Annotated in this window: 17 protein-coding genes; 8 read left to right on the top strand and 9 right to left on the bottom strand. The window is 38.2% G+C overall.

The annotated features are described in order from the left end of the window. The first annotated feature begins 1 nt into the window (after position 1). Positions 2-1,060 (top strand): HlyD family secretion protein, encoded by a 1,059-nt coding sequence (locus AB3G38_RS09885; RefSeq protein WP_367868324.1) that lies wholly within the window; start codon positions 2-4, stop codon positions 1,058-1,060. Further along, the gene (locus tag AB3G38_RS09880) at positions 1,060-2,655 is read left to right on the top strand and encodes an MFS transporter (RefSeq protein WP_367868323.1); all 1,596 of its coding nucleotides are present in this window, start codon (positions 1,060-1,062) and stop codon (positions 2,653-2,655) included. The genes AB3G38_RS09885 and AB3G38_RS09880 overlap by 1 nt, the downstream gene beginning before the upstream one ends. Before the next feature lie 35 nt (positions 2,656-2,690). Here AB3G38_RS09880 and AB3G38_RS09875 read toward each other — a convergent pair whose 3' ends face one another. Beyond that, a complete protein-coding gene (locus AB3G38_RS09875; RefSeq protein ID WP_367868322.1) occupies positions 2,691-3,008 on the bottom strand; it encodes a hypothetical protein in 318 nt (105 codons plus the stop codon). Between the two features lie 168 nt (positions 3,009-3,176). On the opposite strand from AB3G38_RS09875, the gene AB3G38_RS09870 reads away from it, so the two are divergent. Beyond that, positions 3,177-3,356, top strand: coding sequence for a histone H1 (locus AB3G38_RS09870; protein WP_068396067.1), 180 nt, complete (start codon positions 3,177-3,179; stop codon positions 3,354-3,356). Positions 3,357-3,437: 81 nt separating this feature from the next. Here the strand turns inward: AB3G38_RS09870 and AB3G38_RS09865 are convergent, their stop codons facing one another. From AB3G38_RS09865 to AB3G38_RS09850, 4 genes are all read right to left on the bottom strand, one after another. Next, positions 3,438-4,697, bottom strand: a complete 1,260-nt coding sequence (locus tag AB3G38_RS09865) for a cation:dicarboxylase symporter family transporter (protein WP_367868321.1) — start codon at positions 4,695-4,697, stop codon at positions 3,438-3,440. 122 nt (positions 4,698-4,819) lie between these two features. Further along, on the bottom strand, positions 4,820-5,272 hold the full coding sequence (locus AB3G38_RS09860; protein WP_367868320.1) for a DoxX family protein: 453 nt from the start codon (positions 5,270-5,272) through the stop codon (positions 4,820-4,822). A gap of 102 nt (positions 5,273-5,374) precedes the next feature. After that, complete coding sequence (locus tag AB3G38_RS09855) at positions 5,375-6,274, bottom strand: NAD(P)/FAD-dependent oxidoreductase (RefSeq protein ID WP_367868319.1); 900 nt, start codon at positions 6,272-6,274, stop codon at positions 5,375-5,377. A 491-nt stretch (positions 6,275-6,765) separates the two neighbouring features. Further along, on the bottom strand, positions 6,766-8,901 hold the full coding sequence (locus AB3G38_RS09850; protein ID WP_367868318.1) for an ATP-binding protein: 2,136 nt from the start codon (positions 8,899-8,901) through the stop codon (positions 6,766-6,768). Positions 8,902-9,231: 330 nt separating this feature from the next. On the opposite strand from AB3G38_RS09850, the gene AB3G38_RS09845 reads away from it, so the two are divergent. Both AB3G38_RS09845 and AB3G38_RS09840 read left to right on the top strand, forming a co-directional pair. Beyond that, positions 9,232-10,128 (top strand): LysR family transcriptional regulator, encoded by an 897-nt coding sequence (locus tag AB3G38_RS09845; protein WP_367868317.1) that lies wholly within the window; start codon positions 9,232-9,234, stop codon positions 10,126-10,128. Positions 10,129-10,197: 69 nt separating this feature from the next. After that, complete coding sequence (locus AB3G38_RS09840; protein ID WP_367868316.1) at positions 10,198-11,133, top strand: YeiH family protein; 936 nt, start codon at positions 10,198-10,200, stop codon at positions 11,131-11,133. Between the two features lie 58 nt (positions 11,134-11,191). Here AB3G38_RS09840 and AB3G38_RS09835 read toward each other — a convergent pair whose 3' ends face one another. Further along, on the bottom strand, positions 11,192-12,367 hold the full coding sequence (locus tag AB3G38_RS09835; RefSeq protein WP_367868315.1) for a cupin domain-containing protein: 1,176 nt from the start codon (positions 12,365-12,367) through the stop codon (positions 11,192-11,194). A 189-nt stretch (positions 12,368-12,556) separates the two neighbouring features. Here AB3G38_RS09835 and AB3G38_RS09830 point away from each other — a divergent pair, with 189 nt between their 5' ends. Further along, positions 12,557-13,249: a FadR/GntR family transcriptional regulator gene (locus tag AB3G38_RS09830; RefSeq protein ID WP_367868314.1), complete on the top strand. Its 693-nt coding sequence runs from the start codon at positions 12,557-12,559 to the stop codon at positions 13,247-13,249. 65 nt (positions 13,250-13,314) lie between these two features. Here AB3G38_RS09830 and AB3G38_RS09825 read toward each other — a convergent pair whose 3' ends face one another. Together AB3G38_RS09825 and AB3G38_RS09820 are read right to left on the bottom strand one after the other, a co-directional pair. Continuing rightward, complete coding sequence (locus tag AB3G38_RS09825) at positions 13,315-13,971, bottom strand: VOC family protein (protein WP_367868313.1); 657 nt, start codon at positions 13,969-13,971, stop codon at positions 13,315-13,317. 260 nt (positions 13,972-14,231) lie between these two features. Further along, positions 14,232-15,503: an Hsp70 family protein gene (locus AB3G38_RS09820; protein ID WP_367868312.1), complete on the bottom strand. Its 1,272-nt coding sequence runs from the start codon at positions 15,501-15,503 to the stop codon at positions 14,232-14,234. A 233-nt stretch (positions 15,504-15,736) separates the two neighbouring features. Between AB3G38_RS09820 and AB3G38_RS09815 the strand changes: the two genes are divergently transcribed. Beyond that, on the top strand, positions 15,737-16,081 hold the full coding sequence (locus AB3G38_RS09815) for a DHCW motif cupin fold protein (RefSeq protein ID WP_367868311.1): 345 nt from the start codon (positions 15,737-15,739) through the stop codon (positions 16,079-16,081). 57 nt (positions 16,082-16,138) lie between these two features. On the opposite strand, the gene AB3G38_RS09810 is transcribed toward AB3G38_RS09815, so the two are convergent. Next, positions 16,139-16,897: a hypothetical protein gene (locus AB3G38_RS09810; RefSeq protein WP_367868310.1), complete on the bottom strand. Its 759-nt coding sequence runs from the start codon at positions 16,895-16,897 to the stop codon at positions 16,139-16,141. A 146-nt stretch (positions 16,898-17,043) separates the two neighbouring features. Here AB3G38_RS09810 and AB3G38_RS09805 point away from each other — a divergent pair, with 146 nt between their 5' ends. Continuing rightward, positions 17,044-17,607, top strand: a complete 564-nt coding sequence (locus AB3G38_RS09805; protein WP_367868309.1) for a glycoside hydrolase family 108 protein — start codon at positions 17,044-17,046, stop codon at positions 17,605-17,607. Positions 17,608-17,611: the final 4 nt, after the last annotated feature.

Here is a 17,611-nt window from a genome sequence, read left to right as displayed (position 1 = left end):
CATGAAAACAAAGAATAACTATACGAATACGGATCAGCTGATTACAAAAATAACAGCCTGGATAGCTGGAATGATTGCTGCATGCCTTGCCGTCTGGGGAATTATAACGCTGGTACAGCTTTACAACTATGAGGATACCAATGATGCACAGATCGAAGAATATATCAATCCGATCACTTCACGTGTGGGCGGTTTTATCAAGGAGATCAAATATGAAGAGAACCAGGAAGTGAAAAAAGGGGATACCCTACTAATCATTGATAACAGTGAATATCAATTGCAGCAAGAAGAAGCTGAAGCGGCATTGTCTAATGCAAAAGCACAAATTTCTGTTTTAGAAAGTAATGTTTTAACTACTTCTAAAGTTTCACAGGCTAGTCAGTCGCAAATTGCTGCTGCAAAAGCAAAATTGGTTAAACAACAGCAAGACTATGACAGATACTCCAGATTATTTAAAGTAGAATCTGCCACACAACAACAATTAGAGAACAGTAAAGCAGCTCTGGATGTAGCTACTTCAGAATATCAGGCTGCTCAGGAAAACTATCAGGCATCTGTATCAAAAGTAAATGATATCAGGTCACAAAAAGGAGTTTATGAAGCGGAAATTAAACGCCGGAGCGCCCTGTTAAACAGAGGTAAACTGGACTTAAGTTATACCGTTATATGTGCACCTTATCATGGCAAAATGGGCAGAAGAACAATTCAGGAGGGTCAGCAGATCCAGACAGGACAAACACTGGCCTATATTGTAGATCAGGAAGCAGGTAAATGGGTGATTGCAAATTTTAAAGAAACACAGATCGCTAACATGAGAGCCAATGGATCGGCAGAAATTACAGCCGATGCTTTTCCTGGCAAAACATTTAAAGGTGCCATCGTTTCTCTTTCTCCGGCAACAGGAGCCAGGTTTTCTTTGCTTCCTCCGGATAATTCTACAGGTAACTTCGTGAAAATAGTTCAGCGTATACCCGTTAAAATTAAACTGACAGAAAGCAGGGAAGTGGTAGATCAGCTGCGTGCCGGCATGAATGTCAATGTAAAAATAAATAAAGACTAATGAATTTAGCTTTGCCAGTATTTAAATCGTGGGTGCCGGTCTGGTTAATCAGGGCAACTATCTTTCTGGTTATCTTTCCGGGGCTTTTGCTATTTGGCTTATCCACAGCCAGTGGTGCCGGTGCAGCAGGATATTATGGGATCGAACCAGCAGATGTGCAGTATTCTATGGTGATTTTTTATGCAGCAGTAGCTGGATTCTTTGCGCTGGAAAGAAGGTTTTTCATCTTTATTGCGACCAGAGAATATTTTATACTCAGCATCCTGATTCAAATGGGTACGGCTTATGTCTGTTTTCATATTCAGAATCTATATATTTTATTGTTTTTTAGATTTCTCCAGGGGATGTCTAACTGTATGTCAACCAGCATCTGTATTACACTGATTTTTGGAAGCCTGCACAATGAAAGAGCGAGGGAAATAGGTTATTCTATCTTTTACGGCATGTTGCTCTGTATTACACCCATATCAACTATCATTACTGCACCTATATTAGACGCATTTGATTATAATGTGTTATATAAGTTTATCATTTTCGCCTATATCCCGGGTGGGATTATGCTATTGATCATCATGAATAATATCAGACTGAACAAGAAGATGCCACTTTATCAACTGGACGTTTACAGTTTTATCATTTATTCATCAGTGCTTTGTTTATCAGGCTATACACTGGTATACGGACAACAATATTACTGGCTTCACGATTCCAGGATTATCTGGAGTTTATCAGGAACTTTGGTATTGACAGGCTTACATATCATTCGCCAGCTTCATCTGAAACGCCCATATCTGAACCTGGATGTCTTTAAACACCGCAACTTTAATGTGGGAATGCTGATGATCTTTATTTTGTACCTGGTTCGTGGAGCTTTAGGAATAATCTCTGTCTATTTTGCCGTTATTTTAGGAATGGATCCTATACATATTGGCTATATTATGGCTGCGAATATTGTAGGTATTATATTAAGCGTACTGCTCTCCTCCCGGTTAATCATTATGAAAAGACCAATCCGGTTAGTCTGGCTATATGGTTTTGTATTGTTATTGATTTTTCATGTCTGGATGTGGTTCCTGTTTACCACTCAGGCGGATCCTGCTACATTTGTTCTTCCTTTAATCATACAAGGAATGGGAGCAGGGATGCTCATGACGCCAATTATTGTTTTTGCTATTTCCTCAGTTCCAGCGCATTTAGGCAGTTCTGCATCTGCAACGGGCGTATTTTTTCGTTTTACCGGATTTTGTTCCAGTATTGCTTTAATCAATTACTTTCAATTGCAACAAAAGAGTAACCACATCAACCGTTTTCAGGAACACCTGAGCGGGCTGAATACTGTGGTTACTGAACGTCTCGCTCAATATACGGTTGCATTAAACCATAAGGGGATGGCAACAGATCAGGCCACTAAAGCAGCCAGAGGTTTATTGAACAGAACGGTGGACAGCCAGGCACAGTTAAGAGCAATGATGGACTATGATCTGCTGATTAGTATTTTGCTGATTATTGTACTGCTGGTTATTACTTTATTTCCAAAATTGAACAGAACAAAAATTAACTTGAAATCTAATCAGCCGGCTCCGGCTTCTTATTAAAATCTCCTGATACTGATCTCCTGCGTTGCAGGGGATCAGGTGCGAATTATCTTCTCTTTTTCATCTTCATCTTCATCTCTCTGGCCTGCGCCAAGGTCAGTTTTAGTCTTTTTACCATACAATGAGGCATCATTTTTTGTCATGCTACTGTCAGAATCATTGTTTTTAGCGTCTTTTAGCTCATCTTTTATTCCATCCTGCAGATTTAAATTTTCAATGGCAGGAAGCTCAGATCCATCGCGATGTTCGCTGGTACTATTATACCTTGGTAGGGTCTGATCTTGAGGTTTGTCTGTGTTAAAGTCTTCTGAGTCAGCTACTTTATGTTTTTCTTGTGAATCTTCTTTCTTCATGTCTTCAGGGGTTAGTGAATCATAACATCTTTAACAATACCCGGTAGAAATGGTTTTAAATAAACATCCGGGCATATTAAAACCCAATTATCGTTCGTTAATGATTTGGAAGAAAACAAACAATTATTAACTTTAAGCCCAGAAATCAAATTTAATTAACAAAATATCATGGAAAAATTCGCAAAATTAAAAGAACTAATTGCAGGAGTTGAGGCTGATGCTGACAAGTTTTACAATTCAGGTAACGGCGCAGCTGGTACTAGAGTACGTAAAGCAATGCAAGATTTAAAAACACTTGCTCAGGACATCCGTACTGAAGTAACTGAAAAGAAAAACAGCGACAAATAATAATATTTGTACCTGCATTCGCAGGCTTAACAAAAAAGCCGGTTCATTAATCATGAGCCGGCTTTTTTGTTAAGTACCCTCTTACTTTTTCAGCGCCAGTATATTATCGTCTCCGGGATGAAACTCATTCTCCGTTTTTGCAATCACAATCGTAGCCACTCCGTTTCCAATGATATTTGTAATCGCACGGGCCTCACTCATAAACTTATCTACCCCTAAAAGGAATGCAAGCCCTTCTACAGGGATCTTATGGATAGCGGTAAGCGTAGAGGCCAGTACAATAAAGCCGCTGCCAGTCACGCCCGCAGCACCCTTGGATGTCAGCATTAATATCCCAATGATACTCAGCATCTCTGCAAATGATAAATGAACATTATACAACTGCGCTAAAAAGATAACAGCCATTGATAAATAAATAGAGGTACCATCCAGGTTGAAAGAATAACCAGTAGGAATAACCAGTCCGACAACTGATTTACTGCAGCCCAGCTGTTCTAGTTTTTTCATAATAGAAGGTAAAGCCGATTCCGAAGAAGAAGTTCCCAGAACAAGCAGTAACTCTTCCTTGATATATTTAAGAAAACTCATGATACTTAAATTAAAATACCGGAGGATAGCGCCCAGGATCACGAAGACAAACAGTGCCATTGTTAGATAAACCGTACCCATCAGTTTTCCTAAAGGAATCAGCGTTTGCAAGCCAAATTTACCAATCGTATAAGCCATTCCTCCGAAAGCACCAAGAGGAGCGAGGTACATCACATATTTTAATCCGCCAAATACCAATTTTGAAGCTTTTCCTAAAACACCAATAACCGCTTCTCTTTTTGAATAGAAATTGAGTGCAATCCCTGCAACAATAGCAACGACCAGAACTTGTAAAGTCAGGTTAGACATGAAAAAATTGCCCCAGTCAAAACCAGTACCTGATTCGGCAGCTTTAGTATATTTAGAAGGATCTTGTATGTTCAGTCCCGACCGGTCAATATGCCCCGGACGTATAATATAAGCAACAAATATACCTATGGCTAAGGCGAATGTGGTTACAATTTCGAAATAGACCAGTGACTTGACACCGATCCTGCCCACTTTTTTCAGATCGCCCATGCCGCTGATTCCCAGGACAATAGTCAGGAAAATAATCGGTGCGATGAATAATTTGATAATATCTACAAAAGACTTACCCACAATTTCCATTTTTATTGCCAGCGCAGTATTTGTGGTTCCCAGTACAATACCGGCAATAATTGCAATCAAAACCCAGAAAGTGAGATTGGTAAATAATTTCTTCGTAAAGCTCCTTTTTTGTGTATTATCGGGGGTGGTATAAGTAATTTCCATGTTGAAGGAGTAAAAATAACGATTATTATAGTGTAAGCAGTAGCGTGCCTGCAACATATAAATTAACTCCCGGAAGTACTCATTAATCTCCATAATGTAGCGTAAGTTAAACTTACGCTACATTATGGTTTTGGGCGGTGTGTTTTCATCCAGTTGTCTACAGAATATGGCCCTGAGCCTACTACCCAGAACAGAACCAGCAGCAGCAATACAATAATTGACAGCCATAATTCTGAATTGAGGAAAGAGAACCCTTTAGAAATATTTACAAAGAAAATAGCGCCCAGAAGAATCGGAATCTGTATCACAGTAGCAAAGCGTGTAACCAGTCCGATCAGGATCAGTAAACCGCCAACCAGGTGTGCAAAAGCAACAGTATGTAATACCACAACGGCCATTAACCCTGAAAATCCCAAAGTGTTGTGTTGTATAATCCATTCCTGCTGAACTCCGGTGTCACTGATAAATGCAATACCCTTGCTTAAAATCAGTAAGCCAAGTCCGATACGGACGATGTCGAGCGATTTAGTGTGATGGATATCACCCCAATGCTCTATTTTTTGAACCATATTCATAAAACCTCCTTTTTAAGATAAATTCATTTGGTTATATTAAGTTAAGGATAAAATATATTTAAAACACAAATATTTGGAAGTTAAATGATTACGGTTTAAAACTTAGGCCATAATCAGTTCGTGGTTTAGCATAGCACCTGCAATACTACCTGCCGCTACAGCGTTCGCAACAGCTCTCATCGGACTTGTATTATCACCTGCTGCATAAATACCCGGAATAGTTGTTTTCTTAAAATCGTCTGTCAGGATATAACCTCTTTTGTCTAGTTCACAGCCTATTTCCCGGGGAACAGTGCAATGTTGAACAAATGGTGGCCTGGTATAAAGTGCATCGATTTTCTCTATTGTTCCATCTAAAAAGCGGATACCAGTCAGCTGCCCGGCTACATGTTCAATACTTGCGACTGGCTTTTCGATAATATTCACCTTTAAATCTTTCATTTGCTGCTGTTGAGCTGCAGAAAATCTTGGCTCTCCATTAGTGAAAACCCGAAGATCTTTGTTCCAGTTTGAAATTAATTTACTGAAATCTAATGTGTTTTCATCATTTGATAAAATCCCCAGTGGCTGATCTTTATACTCATAGCCATGACAATAGGGGCAGTGAATAACAGAAATTCCCCAGCAGGATGAAACTCCGGGAATCTCAGGAAGCTGATCTGCTACCCCAGTTGCAAACAATAGTTTTTTTGCACTGATCTGTATTCCTTTAGCCGTAGTCACTATGAAATTAAAGTCTTCACCAATAGCGCTGACCACCGTATCTTCCATAAAATGGATTGTTGGATAAACAGATACCTGATCTTTAGCTGCTTTTGCAATATCCGCTGGACTAAAGCCATCCTGAGTAATAAAATTGTGAGCATGCGGTGTTTGACTGTTACAGGGCTGACCACTATCAATAACCAATGTTTTTCTGATTGCTCTGCCTAAAGACATGGCTGCCGATAATCCGCTATAGCTACCACCAATAATGATAACTTCAAATTCATGTTTTTCCATTTTTATAGTTTATTGATTCCGTTACTGAATGAGTTCTTCTGGTCACTTCTGCCGTTCTGCTACTTTTCCAGTGTGCTGGAATAGTCATCATTAATGGTTTCAATGGCAGTGTCAATAATTTTTTGTTTGATGTCTTTCATTAATGTTTTTTTTTGCAACCAGGTTGCATATATGCAATTGTATAAATAATTTCTCAAATGTGAGACATCATGATGGAGGTGTTTTAGAAAATGACGTTTTCAGGAGAATGGGGATGTATAGTGGAAGATATGAAACGCCTCGACCAGTATCAAACTGAAAGAGAACACAGCCAGAAACCCTGCTAAATACTGTTTGAAATTTGAGTTAAATAGAACCAGAACCTTATTTAAACAGGGCAGAAGAAATCTAGAATACGGGCTGGCTTAAGCTGAAAATTATGGACACAGTTCCGCTTATCAACTGATTTTTAATCAATTGATAAGCGGAACTCATGTAATTAAGCAATAAAATTAAGGGAGATAATCAAGTATTTTTTCTAATAACTCGCTCTCTTTGTATGGTTTAACGATATAGTCATTCAAACCTGAAGAAATATAGTTCTGATGGGATTCAGGAGAAATCTGGCCAGTTATAGCGATAATTGGCGTTCCGCATTTTTTAAGATCGTGATGTGCCCTGATTTTTTTCGTCAGTTCAACGCCATCCATACCCGGCATTTCAATATCTGTTAATACCATGTCATAATGATTTGACTCAAAAGCTTTTAAAGCATCTTCACCATTGGTAGCCGTATCAAAGCTGATATTATGCTTATTAAAGATCATTTTGATAACCAGTAAATTCATATTCGCATCGTCTACTACGAGCAGATGAATGTTTTTAAAGGCTTCTGCTCTGGAAACCAGCACTTCTTTATCCGTTAAAACTTCCTGTGGATGTTCAGCAATAGCATAAGGTAATTCCAAATGGAAACTTGTGCCTTTACCTAAAATACTGGTTACTGTTATTTTTCCATGATGGAGGTCAACCAGTTTTTTACAGATCGGCAATCCCAGTCCTGACCCTTTTTGCCAGTCCATGCGTTTGTTATTGATCACCTGTGAAAACTCATCGAAAATAAAAGGCAGTTCCTTTTCTGAAATTCCAATACCAGTGTCACTGACTTCTATCAGCAAAAGCACATGACCGGTTTCTGTTTTCTTAATACCGGCCTGCACACGAACTTCTCCATGATCAGTAAATTTAATGGCATTAGCAATCAGGTTAACCAGGATTTGTTTTAACCGGTACGGATCGCCGGTGATCAGTAAATCGGGCGCATCCTTTTGGTTTAATATCAATTTCAATCCTTTCTGATTCGCAAGAACAGCAGTTGCCGCAACAATTTCATGCAGAATATTTTTATACTGAAAAGGAGTTTTTGAAAGTGATAACTTTCCTGTTTCCATCCTTGAAAAGTCCAGGATTTCATTGACCGCAGACAGTAACATGGAAGAAGAAGTTTCCAGTAAATTTGCCATTGCTTCCTGTTCGGTATTCAATGGAGTAGCTTTAAGCTGTTCAGTTGCTCCTAAAATTGCATTTAGTGGTGTACGCATTTCATGGCTTATACTCGTGAAAAACCTGGATTTAACAATGACCTGTTCAGAGGCTAATTTATTAGCTTTTACAATCTTGTTATAAGCGCGGTATAGCATAATCAACAAAGAAATGATCATGATCAATGAACCTGAATTAATCAGAAAATTGATCTTTCCAGAGGTACCAATGACTTCCAGAGAATGGAGCGTTTGGTCTCTTAATAACATCTTTCTGGCGAGCTGAAGTTGATGTTCGCGGGCGCTGAACTCATTAAACATCACTTTGATGTTGTCTAAGATCTGACCATTGGTTTTTAAAATTGCCCTTTCATTTGCGGTCAGGAGCTTATGATTCCCCCGCTGACTTTCAAAAAGATCTTTATAGAACTTCTCTACATCTTCCAGGTTTTTCCTGGTATAAAGAAGATCATTTTCAGCAGCCTCCACGATAACCGTGTCCGTTTTACTGGTCAGGGCAGTATCTTTTTTATCTTCTTTATTGAGTATAGCACTCTTTATACGCTGAAAGAACTTGGTTTTCTTCGCCTCCGGAACAGGTTTAATGGCTTCCGTTTTGATGATCTTTTTTATGACCGGCTTTGGTGATTTCTTAAATAAAATAGTCTTTGTTAAAGTTCTGTTTGTATCAACTTTCAGGTTGACAGACATTAGTGAATCTGTCATTTTTTTAATTTTAGCATACAGCAAAATCTGCTTATCTCTTTTTGCTAAATCATTAGAAATATCAGTAGAAACATTTTTCAGATCTTCACTTGAAAAACTTTCCAATAGGGAAGAGATATGCTGGATACCCTGGCTATATTTGATGAAATATTTCTTTTCCCATAAGGAGGTATACATTCTGAAGTTATTCTCTGCTTCCTGCAATCCCATGTTAATAGTATCCAGTTTATAAATCTGCTCATTATTCGCATCTCTTTGTAAACTTGTGGCCTGAAGCGTTTTTTGTTCCGTATACTGATTGAAAGATGTTCTTAACAGCAACCCAATAAATAAGACAATAATTATCAGAATTACTATAAAGGAGATCCGCTTGTTTTTCATTGGTATATGATTTTTTAATGTTGATGAAGCTCCTATGCTGCCCGATACTTTTTCATTCCGGTTTGTTTTCTGCTGCACATGATGGTTTCATCTTGTTTCTTTTCAATCTTATTTCCTGTGTTTTAATACTTAAGGAGCTTTGCCTGTAAATACTAAAAAAACTTACAAGAGGTTTTTTTAGCTATAAAGCATAGCAATTTGCTCAAGTGGCTTATTTAAGCTTGTAAATGTAGTTGAAAATTTTGTTAGAATATATGCTGACCATAAGCATTCTGATTTGGGTAATACAGTATTTCGTTTATTGCCATTTTATTAAGACCTTGGCCAGCTATGTCAGACTTTCGCTTAGAAGTTTTTTATACCGTAGCTAAACGGCTTAGTTTTACTAAAGCTGCGGGTGCTTTATTCATCACGCAGCCTGCGGTTACCAAGCATATTTATGAATTGGAACAGCAATATGACAATAAGCTTTTTGAACGCAAAGGGAATAAAATTCAGCTGACCCCAGCCGGAGAAGTATTGCTCAGTCATACGGAATCACTATTTGATATTTATCGGAATATTGATTTTGATATGAATGCAATGGTCCATAAAAAAGAAGGGATTTTAGCAATGGGGGCCAGCACTACGGTTTCAAATTATGTAATTGCACCAATTCTTGCCGGCTTCAGGAATAAATTCAGTGCGATAGCGATCAACCTGATGAATGGAAATACAGAACAGATTGAGAAAGCTTTACTCGATAAAGAGATTCAGCTTGGGATTATCGAAGGAAGATCTAAACATCAGGAAATCAGTTATACCGAATTTATCAGGGATGAAATTGTACTGGTTTGCGGTCAGCATCATCCTTTGGTTAAAAAATCTGAACTGAGTAAAGAATTGCTGCTGGAGAATTCCTTTGTAATGCGTGAGCAGGGGTCAGGCACACTCGAAGTTATAGACTATGCTTTAAAAGAGATTGGAATGCGGGTGTCGGATCTTAAAGTAGAAATACATCTTGGAAGTACTGAAAGTATCAAATCATACTTAATGCATTCCAATTGCCTGGCTTTCGTATCCATACATGCATTAACTAATGAACTTCAGCGTGGAACTTTAAGAGTGATCGATGTAGCCGGGCTGAATATAGAACGTAATTTCTATTTTATTCATCTTCAGGGCAAACTGGATGGATTATCGGAAGTTTTTTTGAGGCATGCGCAATTAACTCATAACCTGAAGTAATGGCGGATTAATATTGGCAATTTGACCTGCAGGGTTGTCAGGGGCATCTTTGTACGATAAAAAACAAAGATGATGTCATTGAGCCTGAATACCCGTAAAATTATATTTATTGCTGCTGCACTATTTTGTCTGCTCCCTTTAATGTCTCCTCCACTGGCTCTTTTGCTGGGGCTTGCAATTGCGCAGCTCATGGCACATCCATTTCTTAATCTCCATCACAAAGCAACTAACTGGCTGCTCAAACTAGCCGTAATCGGAATGGGATTTGGAATGAACTTGTCATTTGCATTAAAAGCTGGCCGGGAAGGTTTCTTATTCACAGTCGCTTCAATTTTTGGCGTGCTCACACTGGGTTTTATTTTGGGTAAGTTATTTAAGACCGAATGCAAAACCTCTTTTTTGATCTCTGCTGGTACGGCTATTTGCGGTGGAAGTGCTATTGCAGCCTTGTCTCCGGTAATGAAAGCCGGGGAAAAAGAGATTTCTGCGTCGTTAGGTATCGTATTTATATTGAATTCTGCTGCTTTATTTATATTTCCAGGCATAGGACATGCATTGAATTTGTCACAAAGCCAGTTTGGAATCTGGTGCGCCATATCGATCCATGATACGAGTTCTGTGGTTGGGGCAGCCAGTAAGTATGGTGAACAGGCTTTACAGATTGCAACCACTGTTAAACTGGCAAGGGCGCTATGGATTATCCCTATAGCGTTTGGTACTGCCTTTATCTTTAAAAGTGACCAGAAGAAAGTTAAAATACCCTATTTCATTGGGTTATTTATACTGGCAATGTTAGCAAATACTTACTTGCCTTTTATTAAATCGTTCGCTCCATATGTGGTCAGCGTAGCTAAAACGGGTTTAACACTCACCTTATTTCTGATAGGAAGCGGCTTATCATTTAAAGTCGTTAAAGCTGTCGGAATCAAACCTTTTTTACAAGGACTTATCTTATGGATAGCTATTTCTTCAGTTTCTCTATGGGCAATTATGCTTTTAGTTTAAATACAAGGATGGCAAGCTGTATGAAATCCCCTGAACCACAAGGAGCAGGGGATTTTTGTTAAAAAATACCTTTTTTATGATGTGCAAGTGTAGCTGTCTGCGCTGGTGTAATACCAAAATGATCTTGAACAAGCTGTGCCGGGTTGGCACTTAACCAATCATTCAGTGAAATTTCCTGGTATTCAGGAGCGTTAAAAAGTATAATCAATTTAAGCGTTTCTGTACCTGTGTTTTCTATGTAATGACCGTAACCTTGTTTGATAAAAGAAACCATTCCTTTCTTATAAGCCATTGTTTTTACACGTCCATGTGAACCAAAAATACTCAGGTTTCCTTTTCCGCTCATTACATATTGCCATTCATCGGCATTTGGATGCCAGTGAAGTTCACGGATCGCACCTGGTTCAATATCCATACGTAATGCAGTTAATGTAGTTTGGATAGGAAACTCTTTAGAAGAAACTTTTCTGGTAGAACCACCTGCAAATTGTTGAAATATCCCGTCTTTTTCCATACGGAACTTATGCGCAGAGCTGCTGGTTGGGATATCAGGATCTAAGTTTTGCTGCCTTGGTGCTGTAGCTATTTTTCCGGTACCGATGTAAAGTTCTTTGTGCAGGAAAGCGGCAAATGTGCTCGCTGATAATCCTGAGTTACGTGCCATAATTTCCGGAGAGATGTGGCTGATCCAATCTGTTGAGCTAAATGTTCCAAATTCAGAAAAGTGGCCGTTATCAAAACCCAGCAGGAATAAACAATGCTCATCTCCTAAACATTGTAAGCAATGGCCATGACCTTTTGGAAAATACCAGATGTCACCTTTTTCAAAATCATCTGTCGATGTTGTCCCGTCAGGAGAAACGACTGTTGTACGTACCTTACCCTCTAAAATATAGGCCCATTCTGCTGCAATAGAATGCCAGTGCAATTCACGGAAGCTACCTGGATTCAGCCGCATAATTACAGCTGCTATACTTTGAGAAACAGGAAATTCTTCGACAGTGGCTTCTTTGGCAGTTCCACCAGTGCCTGTCCAGCCTGTACTTCCATTTTCAATATCATAAACAAAATCTTCCAATTCTGCCTGCGGACCATCTGGTCCTTTTTTTACCGTTGATTTTACCGCTGCATCAGCCTTTTGAGGGATTAATAAATTCAGGCTTGTTGCAGCTGTTACTAAACCAAAGGTGGATAAAGATGCTGCGGAAATGAATCCACGTCTTGTAGTTGCCATAATTTTTTAGATTAATATGAAGCAAATATAGAATGCATAAATGACAATTTAAAATAAAACATCATATGTTTCTTTTAACATCATATGTTTGTGATGAACACAGTTATAGCCGTTGTAAACATATATTCGAGGTTTGATATTGTTTTTTTAGTTTTTTAGTGGCTAAAAACAGAATAGATATAAGGATGTTTGAAAGAAACATCGTATGTTTGTGACAAAGGAATTATTTTGAGCAACTCTATCAAACTTTACGAGAAAGTAATTAACCTGATCAAAGAGGATATCTCTCAGGGAAAGTACAAAGCGGGTGAGAAAATCCCTGCTGAACCTGAGCTGATGAAATTATATGGCGTAGGACGTTCCAGTATCAGGGAAGCGATTAAAACTTTAGCCATTTCGGGAATCCTGAAGGTGCAGCAAGGGTCAGGTACGTTTGTAAATACCATTTTCCAGGAGGTCAGTATCGAACAGCGGTTAAGACGTGCTGATTTTGATGATGTGAATGCAGTAAGACGGTTGCTGGAGAAAGAAATCGTAAAGCTGGCTACACAAAACCGTAGCGAGGAGCAGCTTAAAGAGATTGAACTGGCTTTGGGAAATCGTAAGTCGGCTATTGAAGATGAAGACCCTCAGCGTTGTGTAGATGCGGATATTGCCTTTCATACAGCTATTGCCCAGGCTTCTTTAAATCCTGTATTGTCTGATTTGTATGATAGTTTTACATTGATCATGCGCAATTTCTTTGCTGCCCGTGAGAAACAGGGGATTAGTCGTTTTGCAATGAACCATCATTTACATGAGCAGTTATTTAAAGCGATCAGGAGTAAAAAGATGAGTCAGTCACAATCGGTTCTTCAAAAGATCCTGGATAATAACTATTAATAAACCTTTAGAAAACAGTCCTGTTAAAATGATAACAGACCTGTTTTGCAGGAATATGAATTCTATTATTTGATCAATAGCTCCTGATGTGCCCGATCTGTTGTACTCAGTTGAACCTTAGCTTCAAACGCCTGTGCTTTTTTTGTGGTCGGGAACCAGTTTCTATCTGGAGTAACCAGGATCAGTAATCCGTTTTCATCACCTAAAACTGCAAAGTTTTCTGTTTTAGGTTGTTTAGCATAGTACTCAAGTCCATACTGGCTGATTAATTCTTCTGCGGTTGACAATACATCGCTGGTCACAATACCAATTTCACTGACAAATAATATGCTCCTGTTATCAAATACAGCATCAGATTGATTATCGGCATCAAAACGGCAGATCAATTCAAGCAGGTTTCCATTGTTATCATAAAAATAGAATGATTTCGCATTCCAGGCTTCAAAAGTAGAAAACTGACTGTCATCTGTTACTGGTAATATTGTTGTTCTTTGTTCAAGCCAATTAAAGGCTTCTCCCAGCTTATTATTCGGGATGTCAAATGCAAGGTGATAGTTAGGATGTTCAACAGTTGATTTTTGAAAAGATACCCTTGTTGTTCCAACCAGAAAAGATACTTCATCCTCATTTTTTGAATTGGTTTTGATGTTGAGTATGTTATTGTAAAACTGCTCTGTTTCTATTATATTATTACTCAGTAATTCAATTGCTTCAATCTTCATAAAAGGGGTTTTAAAATGATAGCCTTATTTAAAATAAAGCTGTTATACCCAATATAGCCTTAATCTCCAGGAAAAGGCCATATTGAGCAAACTGAAATGCGATGTTGACAATTGTATTATTATGGAGTGATGACCAGGCGGGTGATTAATAAGATTAGCCCCGGTTATCAATTGATTGATTTCGAAATTATCGCAATCTTCGATTTTAATGGAATATTGCCGGAGTCCGGTCCTGGTGTTTAATGTTAAAAGGATTTACATTAATCTGCATCAAATAAGTAGCCGCTATAAGCAAGGCCCTTGGCAACACTGGTAAAATTGTCTCCCGAATTTACCGGGATATGAGGGAATTTATTCTTAAAAAGATCTTGTACACCTCCAACCAGTGAACTTCCGCCAGTAAGGAATAAACTATCAATTTCTTCTGCTTTGATATTGTTTTTTAACATAAATTCATCCAGATAAACACTGATCTTTTTGATGTCTTTCTCAATTACAGCAGCGTATTGTTCTTTGGAAACTTCTTCGTCGATTTCAATTTCCATATTTGAATAGCTAAATGGAGAAACCTGCTCATCAGACAAAGTAATCTTTGTTTTTTCTATAGCACGAAATATAGAATAGCCCAGGTTATTCTCAATCAATGTAATCAGGTTCTTGAATTTCCTGTCTTTTTTAGAATAATGATAATAATCCTGTAAGTCCTTCTGTATTCTCAGGCCATTAAAAAAGTTCATTTTATCCCAGGTACAGATATTTGCAAACAATGACATCGGAACAGTCAGGACTTTTCCCGGTGTAGCCTCATATAAAGTGTTTTTTCCGAAGTAAGGTGTTCCTTTATCCCACATAAAGGCAGAATCAAAGCTATCTCCGCCAATATAAATACCTCCCGAGGCCATCATATCATCTCTTCTGTCTTTATTGCCAACATTATCAGGATTCAGCACCAGGTAAGTGAAATCTGTTGTTCCTCCACCTAAATCGGCTACCAGTACTTTTTCTTTTTTCGTGATGGTCTTCTCATAGGCAAAAGCTGCTCCAATTGGCTCAAATTGAAAGCGGACTGCTGTAAAACCAGCATTTTCGGCTGCTTTACTCAACCTTGTTTGTGCCAGTGTATCTTTAGCAGTGCTATCGTCATCAAAAAATACAGGGCGGCCAATTACAGCCTTTTTACAGTCAAATCCGATAATCTCATCGGCTTTTGTTTTTAGATCTTTCAGAATTAAAGCAACCAGATCGGATGCATTATATCTTTTATTGTGGATCCTGGTTTCTATAAAGCTGCTTCTAGATAAGATTTGCTTGATAGATTTGATGAATCTTCCTTTCATTCCATCGCTTAGATAAGCGTCGATCGCATTTTCACCCACTACATAATTTAATGGCTGGGTTGCACTTTGTTCTTGTTGAAAATACAAAAGGGAAGGAACTGTTATCGTATCGATGATTTCATTTTTTTCTTCGTCATAAATAGATAGTGCAGAATTGGTTGTTCCAAAATCAATTCCATATAGAAACTTACTCATCTCAAAAGGGGAAATATTGTTTTATACTTAATTTTTATACAGGCAATCTTCTTTCGGTCATTGATTAAATGATAGATTGAAGTGCTTACAGACCATTCAGATTGATATAGTCTGTTTTGGCGCGTGCAAAGGTAAAATATTAAAATAATAATAAGATTATAACCTTGTATTTAATCTTTAAAGGAACAATCCGGGAAAATACTATCTTGTGTATTCAATTAATCTTTTATACTATGCAATTGGAAGGTATTCCTTTTCAGCACACAGATTGGGAAAATGTTCCCGCAACCCAGCATCCGGGAGAAACGGGTGTAGCGTATTGGAAAACCCTGGAATTTGGTGATTTGCGAATCAGGATAGTAGAATATTCTAAAAACTATAAAGCAGATCATTGGTGTTCCAAAGGACATATCATTTACTGTATTGAAGGCGAAATGGTCTCAGAACTAGCTGATGGCAGCCAGCATAAATTAACGAAAGGGATGTCTTACCAGGTTTCAGACGAATTGAGTTCACACCGCACGTTTTCTGAACATGGGGTGAAATTGTTTATTGTAGATGGTGCTTTCCTGAAGTAAAACCTGATGTGCTGACTAATTGTATTGCTTATCGTCAGCACATCAAATCTTTCTTATTTATCTTTTCTGCAGGACATTGACAATATTAAACATCTGCTTCACCTCATCAAGGTGAATATCGAAATCAGGATAAGCAACTTTATCAGGATTTAAGGAATGGCAGGTAATGATACCAGTTTCAGTATCATGATTGGAGATTCGTTTCGCAATAATTCCCATTCTGCGATGTACTATCACATAATCTTTAAATCTGTGGGTATGGAATTTAGAAGTCCACAGATGCTGCTGAATTTCTCTTCCGGTAGCAATACTTCCATCGCTGATACTTTCTTTGGTATTGTCGTCCATACTGTCACCAACTATTTCAAATGCCCTGTAACTGCCTTTATGATATTTGTCCACGATTATTGTATGCTTTGGTAATACTTCTAAATACTCTGGGTCTTTATAACCGGACAAATAGCCGGCATAAGCATATTCATTAACTAAAGGTACGACCATTAAGTACTGTCCTTCTCCCAGATCTATAAATGGGGAATCCGTAAATTCCAGGGGATATTGTATTTCACCGATTGACCTGGCGTTTGGTTTTGCACTGATTACAGTCATTTCTCCCTGACCGGTTTCCAGCCATTCTATATTTAAAGAAAATTCTTTATGAAGTGCGTTTTTAATATCTCCGGAAACCTTCACTTTGCCTCTTTCGACATCTGCAAAACTTCCCTGTTTTAATCCAGTGACCTCTCCGAACTCCATTTGGGTTTTGTTGAGTGATTTTCTGAATATTTTAAGTCTTTGGTTCTCAGTATTTTCCATGATTATTTAAAGAATATTCTATTTATGTATTGCAAATATAGAATATTCTATATTATATTTGTATCGTACAACGAAGTAAATGTACAAAAAATAGGATCAGACAAGAAATAGATAATTAACAAGCATAATATCCGGAGGCCAAAAACATGAGTGATTTTAAAATAGCAGAACAGTTAACAGGAATAAATGAAGGTGGATATGTGCATGATCCGAATGATAAAGGAGGGGAAACTTATGCTGGTATTTCCAGAAACAACTGGTCGGAATGGAGAGGCTGGCTGATCATTGACGGGCTGAAAGATACAGAAGGAATTTCTGCTGCACTGATTAACCGCAAAGCAAAATCCAATGCGCAGCTGACTGAACTGATCCGGACTTTTTACAAACAGAATTTCTGGGACATCAATCAACTGGGCTTGGTTCATGACCAGCAGCTGGCCAATACAGTTTATGATTTCGGAGTAAATTCCGGAACGGTAAGGGCTGCTAAATATTTACAGGATACGGTTAACCAGGTTTCTGCGCTGAATCTGGCCACAGATGGCATTATAGGCCCTATAACTATCCACGCAGTCAATACAAATGACCCAGCTAAACTTACTTTAATATATAACAGTAAAAGACAGGCATTTTACAGTTCGATCGCAAAAGGAACACAGGCCAGGTTCCTGAAAAGTTGGTTAAGCAGGATTAAACCCTATAAAACTTAATGAT

Source organism: Pedobacter sp. WC2423 (genome assembly GCF_040822065.1).
Lineage (GTDB): Bacteria > Bacteroidota > Bacteroidia > Sphingobacteriales > Sphingobacteriaceae > Pedobacter.
The sequence above is the reverse complement of the archived record's forward strand: the minus strand, read 5'-3'. Positions and strand labels throughout refer to the sequence as shown.

Bases quoted from the DNA above. Each gene is read 5' to 3' on its own strand.
- AB3G38_RS09885 (WP_367868324.1), top strand. From the start codon at position 2: ATGAAAACAAAGAATAACTATACGAATACGGATCAGCTGATTACAAAA.
- AB3G38_RS09880 (WP_367868323.1), top strand. From the start codon at position 1,060: ATGAATTTAGCTTTGCCAGTATTTAAATCGTGGGTGCCGGTCTGGTTA.
- AB3G38_RS09875 (WP_367868322.1), bottom strand. From the start codon at position 3,008: ATGAAGAAAGAAGATTCACAAGAAAAACATAAAGTAGCTGACTCAGAA.
- AB3G38_RS09870 (WP_068396067.1), top strand. From the start codon at position 3,177: ATGGAAAAATTCGCAAAATTAAAAGAACTAATTGCAGGAGTTGAGGCT.
- AB3G38_RS09865 (WP_367868321.1), bottom strand. From the start codon at position 4,697: ATGGAAATTACTTATACCACCCCCGATAATACACAAAAAAGGAGCTTT.
- AB3G38_RS09860 (WP_367868320.1), bottom strand. From the start codon at position 5,272: ATGAATATGGTTCAAAAAATAGAGCATTGGGGTGATATCCATCACACT.
- AB3G38_RS09855 (WP_367868319.1), bottom strand. From the start codon at position 6,274: ATGGAAAAACATGAATTTGAAGTTATCATTATTGGTGGTAGCTATAGC.
- AB3G38_RS09850 (WP_367868318.1), bottom strand. From the start codon at position 8,901: ATGAAAAACAAGCGGATCTCCTTTATAGTAATTCTGATAATTATTGTC.
- AB3G38_RS09845 (WP_367868317.1), top strand. From the start codon at position 9,232: ATGTCAGACTTTCGCTTAGAAGTTTTTTATACCGTAGCTAAACGGCTT.
- AB3G38_RS09840 (WP_367868316.1), top strand. From the start codon at position 10,198: ATGATGTCATTGAGCCTGAATACCCGTAAAATTATATTTATTGCTGCT.
- AB3G38_RS09835 (WP_367868315.1), bottom strand. From the start codon at position 12,367: ATGGCAACTACAAGACGTGGATTCATTTCCGCAGCATCTTTATCCACC.
- AB3G38_RS09825 (WP_367868313.1), bottom strand. From the start codon at position 13,971: ATGAAGATTGAAGCAATTGAATTACTGAGTAATAATATAATAGAAACA.
- AB3G38_RS09820 (WP_367868312.1), bottom strand. From the start codon at position 15,503: ATGAGTAAGTTTCTATATGGAATTGATTTTGGAACAACCAATTCTGCA.
- AB3G38_RS09815 (WP_367868311.1), top strand. From the start codon at position 15,737: ATGCAATTGGAAGGTATTCCTTTTCAGCACACAGATTGGGAAAATGTT.
- AB3G38_RS09810 (WP_367868310.1), bottom strand. From the start codon at position 16,897: ATGGAAAATACTGAGAACCAAAGACTTAAAATATTCAGAAAATCACTC.
- AB3G38_RS09805 (WP_367868309.1), top strand. From the start codon at position 17,044: ATGAGTGATTTTAAAATAGCAGAACAGTTAACAGGAATAAATGAAGGT.